The sequence below is a fragment of the Seohaeicola sp. 4SK31 genome (assembly GCF_028802875.1).
Lineage (GTDB): Bacteria > Pseudomonadota > Alphaproteobacteria > Rhodobacterales > Rhodobacteraceae > Seohaeicola.
Map to the genome: position 1 here is coordinate 21127 of NZ_JARAMP010000032.1, position 7806 is coordinate 28932.

General features: G+C 60.5%; 9 protein-coding genes. 2 read left to right on the plus strand and 7 right to left on the minus strand.

What is annotated here, in order from left to right; all coding sequences use genetic code 11:
• Nucleotides 1–516 precede the first annotated feature (516 nt).
• The 7 genes from PVW27_RS19030 to hemN all read right to left on the minus strand — a co-directional run bounded on the left by PVW27_RS19030 (nt 517) and on the right by hemN (nt 6598).
• On the minus strand, nt 517–1209 hold the full coding sequence (locus tag PVW27_RS19030) for a NapC/NirT family cytochrome c (protein WP_274560455.1): 693 nt from the start codon (nt 1207–1209) through the stop codon (nt 517–519).
• Nucleotide 1210: 1 nt separating this feature from the next.
• On the minus strand, nt 1211–1672 hold the full coding sequence (locus PVW27_RS19035; RefSeq protein ID WP_274560457.1) for a nitrate reductase cytochrome c-type subunit: 462 nt from the start codon (nt 1670–1672) through the stop codon (nt 1211–1213).
• Nucleotides 1669–4170, minus strand: coding sequence for a periplasmic nitrate reductase subunit alpha (napA, locus tag PVW27_RS19040; RefSeq protein ID WP_274560459.1), 2502 nt, complete (start codon nt 4168–4170; stop codon nt 1669–1671). The genes PVW27_RS19035 and napA overlap by 4 nt, the downstream gene beginning before the upstream one ends.
• 2 nt (nt 4171–4172) lie before the next feature.
• Nucleotides 4173–4424 (minus strand): chaperone NapD, encoded by a 252-nt coding sequence (locus tag PVW27_RS19045; protein ID WP_274560461.1) that lies wholly within the window; start codon nt 4422–4424, stop codon nt 4173–4175.
• Nucleotides 4417–4908 carry a ferredoxin-type protein NapF gene (locus PVW27_RS21620; protein WP_443217141.1) on the minus strand — a complete coding sequence of 164 codons (492 nt, stop codon included), beginning with the start codon at nt 4906–4908 and terminating at the stop codon, nt 4417–4419. Before PVW27_RS21620 ends, PVW27_RS19045 begins: the two co-directional genes overlap by 8 nt.
• A gap of 6 nt (nt 4909–4914) precedes the next feature.
• A complete protein-coding gene (gene napE / locus PVW27_RS19050) occupies nt 4915–5076 on the minus strand; it encodes a periplasmic nitrate reductase, NapE protein (protein ID WP_274560462.1) in 162 nt (53 codons plus the stop codon).
• 166 nt (nt 5077–5242) lie between these two features.
• The gene (gene hemN, locus PVW27_RS19055; protein ID WP_274560463.1) at nt 5243–6598 is read right to left on the minus strand and encodes an oxygen-independent coproporphyrinogen III oxidase; all 1356 of its coding nucleotides are present in this window, start codon (nt 6596–6598) and stop codon (nt 5243–5245) included.
• Between the two features lie 522 nt (nt 6599–7120).
• Here hemN and PVW27_RS19060 point away from each other — a divergent pair.
• Both PVW27_RS19060 and PVW27_RS19065 read left to right on the plus strand, forming a co-directional pair.
• On the plus strand, nt 7121–7387 hold the full coding sequence (locus PVW27_RS19060) for a GNAT family N-acetyltransferase (RefSeq protein ID WP_274560464.1): 267 nt from the start codon (nt 7121–7123) through the stop codon (nt 7385–7387).
• Nucleotides 7388–7502: 115 nt separating this feature from the next.
• On the plus strand, nt 7503–7727 hold the full coding sequence (locus PVW27_RS19065; protein ID WP_274560465.1) for a hypothetical protein: 225 nt from the start codon (nt 7503–7505) through the stop codon (nt 7725–7727).
• Nucleotides 7728–7806: the final 79 nt, after the last annotated feature.

Genomic DNA, 7806 nt, shown 5'->3' on the forward strand with positions numbered 1-7806 from the left:
GCACCGCAGCACGCCATCAGCAAGTGAATGGCCGCAATGGGCCGTCTTTGACGCCGCCACCATCGCCCTAATACAGGGCGGGAAATGTGCATTCGCCGCCTTGCGAGGCAGATAAGTGTTAAAGACGAAAGCGGACCTCCACTTCACGCAATGGAACACGCGCGCGGCGCAGCCCGAAGGGCGCTCACCTCGAGTCTTACCTTGCCGCAATGATAATCTAATTCCGGAACATCCAGAGAATCGGAAAACGGAATGTGCAGGCGCAGCAGGTCAGGTTTTCTGTAGTTAAAGCTATTTCGAGAGCGCTGGTCGCCGCTGCGACTGATTCAGGCATTTGTGCAACGGTTGCAGGGGCCTACAGCAGCTCACCAAGGCCGAAGCACGCTGGCTTGCTGGCGACGGGGAACCCCACCGAGTTGTCTTTCGCCGCGCGGGACAGGAACTGAGGGTGCCTGAAGGACACGCGCGACTGGTCCAACGACTGCCAGCATTGCGATCCGCCAATCGGTGACAAGATCAGTCTTCCGAGGGAACTTTCAACAGATAGCTCTGAATTTCTTCGGCTTCGGTCAGGCCCGGCTGCACGTCGCCCTGAAGGGCGTCGGGCACGGTCCATCCCGGATCGATCCCGGTCATATCTGGCAGGTCGTGCGCTATGCCCTTGTGGCAGTCTATGCAGGTGCGCGCGCCACTCAGCAGATATTCGGTGTGAATTTCCGCCGCCCGAGGTGCCTGCCGGCTGAGGTCCATTGCCACTTCGGAATGGCAGTTGCGACATTCCAGACTGTCATTGGCCTTCAGCCGCGCCCATTCCCGCTTGGCCATGACCAGCCGATGGTCCAAGAATTTCTCGCGCGTGCTGATTGTGCCGAAGATGTGCCCCCAGACTTCTTTGGATGCCTGCATCTTGCGGGCGATCTTGTCCGTCCATTCGTGCGGCACGTGGCAGTCCGGGCAGGTTGCACGCACGCCAGAGCGGTTGGAGAAATGGATGGTGCGCGACATCTCCTCGTAGACGTTGGCTTCCATCTCGTGACACGAGATGCAGAACTTTTCGGTGTTTGTGATTTCAAGCGCTGTGTTGAAGCCGCCCCAAAAGATGACGCCGCCGACAAAACCGCCGAGCGTCAGAAAACCAAGGCCGAGTGTGCCTGCTGGAGTCCAGAGAACGTTCCAGAACCAACGGAAAGGCGTCGTGATCCAGCGCATCTCACTCGCTCCCCGTGCCGACAGCGCCCATTTCGGACATGTCGGTGAAGGTGTTGCCGATGAGGGCGGCGGTGTCGGCTTGCGGCACGTGGCATTGGGTGCAGAAATAGCGGCGAGGCGAGACATCGGCCAACATCTGCCCCTCGCGCGTCATGTAATGCGTGATTGAGATCATCGGCGCGCCGGACCCCTGCACATGCTCTCGCCGGTGGCAGGTCATGCAGCGGTTGGCGTTGACCGACAGCTGATAGCCCTCGATCGAATGCGGAATGATCGGCGGCTGCTCCGGGTAGGCCCGCATCTGGCGCGCGTCGTCGGTTACGTAACGCTCCAGCGGCTCAGCCGGGACCGACACCATCGGGTCAGGCTGCGGTCCCGACAGTTCGGGCACAGTCTGTGCCAGCACAAACGTCGCGGTGAGGCAGGCGGCGAGGATTGCGGTAAGGCGAAATTGTCCCATCATACCGGCTCCACGCGCACGGCGCATTTTTTGAAATCTGTCTGTTTCGAGATCGGGTCGGTCGCGTCCAAGGTCACCTTGTTGATAAGCTGGCTTGCGTCGAACCATGGCACGAAGATCACGCCCGAGGGCATCCGATTCCGACCCCGCGTTTCCACGCGGCTGCGGATCTCGCCGCGGCGCGAGATGACCCGCACCTCCATCCCTTGGTTCAGCCCGCGGTTGCGCGCGTCAATCGCATTCATGAACACCATCGCACCGGGAAACGCCTTGTAAAGCTCCGGCACTCGCATGGTCATCGAACCGGAATGCCAGTGCTCCAGGACCCGCCCTGTGACCAGCCACATGTCGAACTCGTCATCCGGGCTTTCGGCCGGGGGCTCGTAGGGCACCGCGATGATCACCGCGCGTCCGTCCGGATTGCCATAGAACTCTACGCCCGCACCTTCGCTGACATAGGGGTCATAACCCTCGCGGAACCGCCACTTCGTTTCCTGCCCGTCGACCACTGGCCATCGCAACCCACGGTTCTGGTGATATGTGTCGTAGGGTGCCAAGTCATGCGCCTTGCCACGCCCGAACGCCGCGTATTCCTCGAACAGGCCCTTCTGGATATAGAAGCCAAAATCCTGCGCTTCGTGGTTGGCGTAGTCCTCGTTCACATCGTTGAGCGGATAGCGGTCGACCTGCCCATTCGCAAAGCACACGTCGAACAGCGTTTTGCCGCGATAATCGGGGTTGGCGTCGAGAATCTCCGCCGACCAGATCTCGTCTGTGGTGAAGCGCCTGGAGAATTCGACGAGTTGCCACAGGTCCGACCGCGCCTCCCCAGGCGCATCCACCAGCTGATGCCAGACATGTGTGCGGCGCTCGGCATTGCCGTAGGCGCCTTCCTTCTCCACCCACATAGCAGCAGGCAGGATAATGTCGGCGGCCATCGCCGTGACCGTGGGGTAGGCGTCCGACACCACGATCATGTTGTCGGGATTACGGTAGCCTTGGTAGGTCTCGTTCTGGGAATTGGGCGCGGCCTGAAGGTTGTTGTTGACCTGAATCCAATAGAAATTCAGCACCCCGTCCTTCAGCATCCGATCCTGCTGCACCGCGTGAAACCCCGGCTGGGTGTTCAGAAGGCCTTTCGGCAGCTTCCAGAGCTTTTCAGCGATGGCGACGTGGTCGGGATTGGTCACCACCATATCGGCCGGCAGCCGGTGTGCGAAGGTACCCACCTCCCGCGCCGTACCGCAGGCCGATGGTTGACCCGTGAGCGAGAAGGGCGAATTCCCCGGTTCCGAAATCTTCCCGGTCAGAAGGTGGATGTTGTATACCATCTGATTTGCCCAGACGCCGCGCACGTGCTGATTAAAGCCCATGGTCCAGAGCGACATGACCTTCTTGTTCGGGTCGGCATAAAGCTCGGCCAGTTCCTCAAGGAAACCCGGCTCCACCCCGGACAGCTCGCTGACATACTCCAGCGTGTAGGTCGACACATGGTCCTTGAACGCCGCGAAATCGCTGTCCTCCATAAGGCCGGGATTACCTGCGCCGGTGGCCGCCATCTCGAGTTCGTGCTCAGGCCGCAGGCCATAGCCGATATCGGTGGCCCCCTTCTTGAAAACCGTGTGCCGGTCGACGAAGTCCTGGTTCACCCGACCGGTCTCGATGATGTGATTGGCGATGTAGTTGAGGATCGCCAGATCCGTGCCCGGCTTGAACACGATTGGGATATCGGCCAGGTCCATCGAGCGGTGCGTGAATGTCGAGAGAACGGCGCACTTCACGCCGGGCGTGCCCAGCCTGCGGTCGGCGAGCCGCGTCCAGAGGATCGGGTGCATCTCTGCCATGTTTGACCCCCAGAGCACGAAGGCGTCGGCATGTTCGAAGTCGTCGTAGCAGCCCATCGGCTCGTCGATGCCAAAGGTCCGCATGAAGGCGGTCGCGGCCGAGGCCATGCAATGCCGCGCATTTGGGTCGAGGTTGTTGGATCGGAAGCCCGCGCGCATCAGCTTCGATGCGGCGTAGCCCTCCATCACCGTCCACTGGCCGGAACCGAACATACCGATGCTCTCTGGCCCCTTTTCGCGAAGCACCTTCTTGACGCGTTCGGCCATCACGTCGAAGGCCTCGTCCCAGCTGACCGGCTCGAATTCGCCGTTCTTGTCAAATTTCCCGTTCGTCTTGCGCATCAAGGGCGTGGTGAGCCTGTCCTCGCCATACATAATCTTGGATAGGAAATAGCCCTTTACGCAGTTCAGCCCCCTGTTGACCTCGTGCTGCATGTCGCCATGGGTCGCGACGACCTTACCCTCCTTGACCCCGACCATGACGCCGCAGCCGGTGCCGCAGAACCGACAGGGTGCCTTGGACCATTTTATTTTCAGTGCCTCGACCCCCCCTGGGACGGGTTGGGCCAGAACCTCCTGCGGCAGACCCACGGCAGAGGCGGCGAGCGCCGCGGCATGGGCCTTGAGCAACTGGCGACGCGTGACATCAAGTGGCATGGCTATTCCTCCATTTCCTCCGCATGCTCGAAGACCATGTTGGCCACCAGCACGCCTGGCATCAGGTTGATTTCGGTGAGACGGTCGCCCAATTCTCCAGTGCTGGCCCCCTCGATGGTGACGATGATCCGTGTGGCGTCGCCGCCATGTACCTCCACCCCGTCCAGCGCCTCCACGCGGGCGCGCACTGGTTCCCGTTCCTCTGCGGCGACGTTCACCACGGCCGATGACACATGCCAGCGTCCCTCAGGCATCCTCGATCTCCCTCTCGACTGCGCGGATGGCATCCGCTGGACAAGATGCGGCGCAGGCTCCGCAGCCGGTGCAGGCGGCTGCATCGAGGCGCGGCAGAAAGGGTGCGCCTATTTGTGCCTGTGTGGAAATTGCGGCTTCAGGACAGGAATCGCGGCAGGACATGCAGGCAATACCGGCCTGCACGAAGCAATCCGTGGTGATTTTCATGACGTGCGCCATAGCAGCGGAGGCCTCGAACACGGGCTCCGGACAGGCCTCTGCGCAGGCGCCGCAGAAATTGCATTCCCCCAAGTGGGGATGCAGTTCCACTCCGTCGCCGGTGACTGCGAGAATTTCCTCTGGGCATGCCTTCATGCAGAGACCACACTGCGTGCAGGCATCCAGGGAGCCGAGTAAAAATCCCGGTGGCCGCGGCCTGAACGGTGCCGGGCGGGGCGTGCCGCGGAGCAGAGCGCGGCGGGTTATCGTGGGCGACCGCACCACCCAGCCTCATAGTCCCGGTGGGCCGGGCGGACCGGCGATCATTTGATATATCCAGACGAGGAACCCGTAGCCGCCGACAACGCAAACTGCGATTACAGGCCATACTCCAAAGGCCAGCACCAGAAAACGGGTCAACTCCCTGCGGCGACTGAGTCGTTCCGGTGGCATTCCGGGTTCGGTGGCTTGTCGATCTGACAATGCTGCCTCCCCGCCCCATCTTGGCAGGGGCTAACGTGTGGTTGTTCACGGGCGGATCACGTGAACGTTAACAAATTTCCAACACGAGACCAACCCGTTTGTTCCAGCCGATGTGGAACTGCCGAGGTCGTTATGCTCAGGATGCTCGGGAATAAGTCAGGCGGTCCGGTACATGTTGATCCAAGGCAGCAGCAACCATGCGCGTCAGGGATCGCCCTGGCGGAAGGATTTCCAACTGCTGATTGCTCCACGCCACAAGTGAGCCAAATTTATCCGCAATACCCTCAAGTGTTGGCGTCAAGGCTGCCGCGCGGGGACCGAATTCGGCCTTCAACTCATCAAGATCAAGCCGGAAATTGCACATCAATAGCTCGATGGCACGGGCGCGCAGGATGTCTTCATCAGACAGGGTATAGCCGCGTGATCCTGCGACATCACCTGCGCCGATGCGCTGGATGTAAGCCGCTGTTGCGGGGGCATTCTGGACGTATCCCCCCGGGAAGCGCGAGATTGAGGAGGCCCCAAGCCCGATCAGCGTCTGGCAGGTGTCGGCGGTATAGCCTTGGAAATTGCGACGCAACTGCCCACTGTGAAGCGCCGTCTCCAGCGTGTCACCGGGGCGGGCAAAGTGGTCGATGCCGATTGGGGTCAATCCGGCATCCACAAACCACGTGGCCGCCATGCTTGCCATTTCATAGCGCGCCATGTCATCAGGCAACGCGCTTTCATCAATGAGCTTTTGCCGTTTCGACACCCAAGGCACATGTGCATAACCGAACAGCGCCACGCGGTCGGGGGCAAAGGAAAGGACCTTGGAAATTGTATCCTTGATCCGCTCAAGCGTTTGATGCGGCAGGCCATAGACCAGATCGGTGTTCAGCGATGTGATCCCCGCCGCCCGCAGATCGTCAACACAGGCTTTCGTGATCTCGAAGGGTTGTTCCCGTCCGATGGCGGCCTGCACTTGCGGGTCAAAATCCTGAATGCCGATCGAGGCGCGGGTCATTCCCTCGGCGGCAAGCGCATTGATCTTGGCGCGATCCACCATTGTCGGGTCAATTTCAACCGAGAACTCGAACACGTCATGCGCGGGAAACACTGCGCGTATCGAGCGAGCAAGGCGATGGATCAGATGTGGCGGCAGGATTGTCGGCGTGCCGCCCCCCCAGTGCAGTCGTCCCATGCGCAGCCCGGATGGGATCGTCGCACACATCAGGGAAAGCTCTGCTTCCAGCGTTTCGATATAGCTCTCTACGGGGCTGAGCGTTCGGGTGCCTTGCGTGTGGCAGGCGCAAAACCAGCATAGGCGTTCACAAAAGGGGATGTGGACATAGACGGACACAGGGATATCTGGATCAAGCGTCGCCAGCGCTTGCCGTTGAAATACGCTTCCCGTCTGCGGTGTAAACACTGCCGCTGTTGGATAAGAGGTGTAGCGCGGCACCCGCGCTTCGAAAAGGCCAAGCGCCCTGAGATGATCTATATGTTCCATGTTATATAGCTTGCGGCAAACCAATGGGGATGAGTTTGTTTCAGGTCAAAGTATTCTGCGAAATTTTTCACTGCCATCTATCCTCACCTGGATCACCGCGAAGCAGATTGCGTGATGATCCATCACCGGGTCCGCGCCAAACTGGATAGCGCCTGGCGTTCACATCTCTCAGTCATGACGCTGACTGCGCGTCCTGGCTCTCAAACACACCCTCTGCTGCCTGACGCTGCGTCGCGTGGACTCACGGTTGCTGCATTGCAGCATTATTTCCTGAGCATGATGTCAATGCCTGCGGGGAAGGAGATCCGATGGCTATCGCGCTCACACCACCGCGAAAGTCCCCGCTGCCAGGGACCCTGTCCGACTGGCGCAAGACGGTTGCCGCGCATTACCTGCGCCTTGGGTTTGGATCACGCCAACGACGATTCATGGCTGCCCTGCCAGACCGCCCCATGCGCCTCATCACCGATCGGGTGAGCCCCGATGTGGTGCTCGGCATAGAGGCAGAGCCGCGTCGTCGGCGTGCTTGAGCTCTTCAATACCCAGAATGACCGTGTTGAGATCGGCATCTCCATCGAGGACGCCTATCAGGGACGCGGCTTCGGCAAGGCCCTGCTGACCGATGGTCTGACCGCCGCCTCCCGGATCGGCGTGCGGACGGCAGATCTCTACTTCGCCAGCGAGAACCGCGGCATCCGCCGTCTGGTCAGCGCGGCTGGCGGCAAGATCATCCAGCGCGGGGTTGATTGCGAAGCCCATGTCAACATCGCCCGCACCCGCGCCAGCTGACTCTATTTCATCCATGGGCTTCAAGCACCCAGCATCAGATGCAGTCGGATATCGGCCTGTAGCCAGTCCCCATACATCTCAGGTGGAGAAATCCGATGTATCCACTTGTCCTCTGATGCGTACCCGACACGAAATGCTGCACAACGCACGAATGGCCGGTCTGGTGATGTTGCAGCGCGGCATCGGGCATATCGAGGAACGGCAGGTCAGGGCCGCTCACAGCGGTTACGATGATGGCCCACCTAACATTGCAATCAAGCGTTTCGCCCGATGCCTTTCTCTCAAGATCGAACAGATGAGAACGGCGGTGCGAAAGTCGGCCACGGTAGCGGCGGGATGAGCCTGCTGCGGGCGGCGTAAAAGTCGTCCACCTTTACCCTTTCTGGCGACAGGGAGGGCGGGAGGATTTTCACTGTGGA

What these genes read in the sequence shown, in the direction of transcription:
- PVW27_RS19045 (WP_274560461.1), bottom strand. Translation starts at nt 4,424, where the DNA reads ATGCCTGAGGGACGCTGGCATGTGTCATCGGCCGTGGTGAACGTCGCC.
- napA (WP_274560459.1), bottom strand. Translation starts at nt 4,170, where the DNA reads ATGCCACTTGATGTCACGCGTCGCCAGTTGCTCAAGGCCCATGCCGCG.
- napE (WP_274560462.1), bottom strand. Translation starts at nt 5,076, where the DNA reads ATGCCACCGGAACGACTCAGTCGCCGCAGGGAGTTGACCCGTTTTCTG.
- PVW27_RS19035 (WP_274560457.1), bottom strand. Translation starts at nt 1,672, where the DNA reads ATGATGGGACAATTTCGCCTTACCGCAATCCTCGCCGCCTGCCTCACC.
- hemN (WP_274560463.1), bottom strand. Translation starts at nt 6,598, where the DNA reads ATGGAACATATAGATCATCTCAGGGCGCTTGGCCTTTTCGAAGCGCGG.
- PVW27_RS19065 (WP_274560465.1), top strand. Translation starts at nt 7,503, where the DNA reads ATGCGTACCCGACACGAAATGCTGCACAACGCACGAATGGCCGGTCTG.
- PVW27_RS19030 (WP_274560455.1), bottom strand. Translation starts at nt 1,209, where the DNA reads ATGCGCTGGATCACGACGCCTTTCCGTTGGTTCTGGAACGTTCTCTGG.